Source organism: Candidatus Margulisiibacteriota bacterium, assembly GCA_028715625.1.
Lineage (GTDB): Bacteria > Margulisbacteria > Riflemargulisbacteria > GWF2-35-9 > GWF2-35-9 > JAQURL01.
The window spans coordinates 1-2,754 of record JAQURL010000124.1 but is presented as its reverse complement, the minus strand read 5'-3'; the positions used below and the strand labels follow the sequence as shown (position 1 = coordinate 2,754).

Sequence of the window (2,754 nt, the reverse complement as noted above, 5' to 3'; positions counted from 1 at the left end):
GCTACCAGGCTGATGATACAAACGGGAGAATGGCGCTGGAAAGCGGACATATAGTGGATGGAAGGGATACGCTCAGGCTTAATTGCAGGCTTGAGCTGTATGATTTCTCGGCTCACTGCGGGGATGCCCAGTTAAAAGAGCTGGTAAGGAAATTCGCTGGCAGCGGCACGGAAACGGTTATCACGGTGCATGGCGACAACACGGAAGGTTTTGCAGGCTGGGTAAAGGAAGAGCTGGGTGTAAACGCAATTGCGCCGGTGAATGGGGAGAGGGTTTATGTATAAGATGAATAGCGGCAATATCCTATTGGTTACAATAAATAAAATTTTATCAAATGTTAAATTTTATAAGAATTTATCCACAGTTTTCAGTATCTTTACTGCCTCAATTAGCATAGGTGCAATCTTATTTCCCTTTACAGTAAGCCTATATCTAACTCTTTTTCCCTTATCATCAGTAGTAATTACAGCTTCAATTATACCAAGTTCTTCGAGTTCCTTTAGCCTTCTTGATAGTGTATCCGAGTAAATTTTTAATCGACTTTGAATTTCATTAAATGCAAGCGGCTCGTCTTTTAAGGCAATGATTATGTCTATAAGGAACTTTTTATGCAGTAACTCCATGCAGACTTTGGAAGCCTTTTAACATATTGAAAAATAAGTAAGTAAATCAAATTATACTCTTATAATCGTATTAAGAAAGGTTTATAAGAGTTTAACTTTTATAAGATGATATGGTGGTTGAATGTTTTGTCAAAAATGTGGCACACAAAATCCAGATGATGGAAAGTTTTGTAGTAAATGTGGAAACGACTTGAAATCCGTTAAAGTAGAAACTGAAAGGAAAGGAATCACAGGCAAGTTAGGAAAAATGGGAATTCCTGGATTTAGGTCAGGGAAAACTTGGAAAATGACATTAGCAACATTGGTATATCTTTTTATAGGTATACCTATTTTTTCAGGATTTATTGCAGCGTTCGTTTTTGGTGTCAGTTCTTCGGATACAAATACACCTTCTGCTTCTCAAGTAAAGACATCTGAAGCTACACAACAAATAGCCAAGATAGGCGATAGAGTTGTCGCTGGTGACTTTGCATATACTTTCAATGGTATGACTACATCGAAGCAGATTGGAGAAGATGTATATGGAACATTTTATGGCAAAAAAGCGGATGGTAATTTCATAATCTTAGATGTAACTATTGAAAACGTCGAAAAAGAATCTAAAGACATATTGATAGGTTCTTATGTAAAAATAATAGATGACCAAGGAAGAAAATTTGAACATGATGCTATGGCTGAAATTTATCTAAAAGACGAAGCATTTAGTTTTACGCAACTTCAGCCAGGTTTACCTAAAAGAGGAAAAATAGTATTTGATGTTCCAGCAAATATCAATGGAAAGATTGACATCGCAAGCGGCTTGTGGTCTTCCGAAAAGAAATATGTTTCATTAACAAAATGAGAAAATAAAGAATTATTGAAAGGTGAAATGTGTTTTGTAAAAACTGTGGGCAAGAACTATCAGATAATGCTGTTTTCTGTCCGAATTGCGGAACTAATCAGAGTGTAGAATTGAAAAAAGAAAAATCGAGGACTGTCGAATTAGTATTAGGTTTGCTCGGAGGAATCTTTGGATTTTTTGGTGCATTATTTGCAATAGGTATTGGTGGCTTAGCTGGTGCTTTCGGGGCATCTGGAGCATCTGATGTTGTTGGACTTGGTTTTGTTGCAATTATCTTCTCAATAATCGGGATTATTGGAGCAGTATCAGTAAAATCAAAATCAAAAACGGCTGGATGGCTAATGATTATCAGTGCTTTTGGGGGGCTTATTTCCATAAGCATGGCTTTCTTGTTACCCTTTATACTGTTGCTAATTGGCGGTATTATGGCTTTGAGAAAATAGATATTATCCTTTGTAGTAACTATAAATTATGAATAACGGATGGAGTCTTATAGAGAAATATGTTGATAAAAAGATTAACTTAGAACTCCAACTAATTGAACTATTTATTTTAACCATCACCGCTGAAATCGTAGTTATTTCATTATCTGAATACAAAAAAATTGTAATTCCTGTCCTGATTAATATCGCTGCCGTTTGCTATTTAACATTAATGTTAGTTTTGGATTTAAACATGAAAAAATCAGAAAAAACTGCGAAAGAATTTGGAAAAAAAATGATTTACGTTGTTTCAATTCCCTTCGAATTTAAAGATTTAATTCCATTAGTATTATACATTATATCGATTATTATAATGGGACTTATTATTTTAAATCCTTATATCGATTTCAGCAGTATTTATTCAAAATAATTATCCTCTTTTATTAAGTGTTCTTCTGATATCTTGCCTATAAACCCTCCTCCACGCCGCTCTCAGTCAGCACAAAATCGCAATAAGCCCCCTCGCTTCTTGACCTGTGCTTCCGCAGCGTAGCCCTCCTTTTGCTCATTCCTATCTTCTCAAGCAGGATAATGGTCTTCGATAAATGCTCAAGCGCATTCCCCCCCACGGGACAGAGCTCGCCTGTTGTAACATCCTTAAAGACCTGGTTTGTGATTGCCACAGCCACGCCGTACTTTCTCGCAATCCCGTGGAGTATCCCTATCTGGTTAACAAGCTCACGCCTGAGTCCCACGTTTTGTTCTTCAGAATCGTCCTGCGTAAGCCCGAGCCTGTAGAAAAGCGCCGCAGAGTCAAGGATTATCAACCCGATTTTCTCATTCATCAGCTTTTCAATATCAGTAATTG

The 2,754-nt window shown here is 36.9% G+C and carries 6 protein-coding genes and 1 pseudogene; 5 read left to right on the top strand and 2 right to left on the bottom strand.

Annotated elements, in window-relative coordinates; genetic code table 11:
• Positions 1-284: MBL fold metallo-hydrolase RNA specificity domain-containing protein (locus PHV30_12140; GenBank protein ID MDD5457760.1), on the top strand; the 284-nt coding region annotated here is incomplete at its 5' end.
• A 60-nt stretch (positions 285-344) separates the two neighbouring features.
• On the opposite strand, the gene PHV30_12135 is transcribed toward PHV30_12140, so the two are convergent.
• Complete coding sequence (locus PHV30_12135) at positions 345-623, bottom strand: winged helix-turn-helix transcriptional regulator (protein MDD5457759.1); 279 nt, start codon at positions 621-623, stop codon at positions 345-347.
• Between the two features lie 121 nt (positions 624-744).
• Between PHV30_12135 and PHV30_12130 the strand changes: the two genes are divergently transcribed.
• From PHV30_12130 to PHV30_12115, 4 genes and pseudogenes are all read left to right on the top strand, one after another.
• Complete coding sequence (locus PHV30_12130) at positions 745-1,464, top strand: DUF4352 domain-containing protein (GenBank protein MDD5457758.1); 720 nt, start codon at positions 745-747, stop codon at positions 1,462-1,464.
• Positions 1,465-1,493: 29 nt separating this feature from the next.
• A pseudogene (locus PHV30_12125) lies at positions 1,494-1,556 on the top strand (zinc-ribbon domain-containing protein).
• A gap of 18 nt (positions 1,557-1,574) precedes the next feature.
• Complete coding sequence (locus PHV30_12120; protein MDD5457757.1) at positions 1,575-1,907, top strand: DUF4064 domain-containing protein; 333 nt, start codon at positions 1,575-1,577, stop codon at positions 1,905-1,907.
• 28 nt (positions 1,908-1,935) lie between these two features.
• A complete protein-coding gene (locus PHV30_12115; protein ID MDD5457756.1) occupies positions 1,936-2,316 on the top strand; it encodes a hypothetical protein in 381 nt (126 codons plus the stop codon).
• A gap of 37 nt (positions 2,317-2,353) precedes the next feature.
• Here the strand turns inward: PHV30_12115 and PHV30_12110 are convergent.
• Positions 2,354-2,754 (bottom strand): DNA repair protein RadB (locus PHV30_12110; GenBank protein MDD5457755.1); only part of this gene is annotated, 401 nt, incomplete at its 5' end.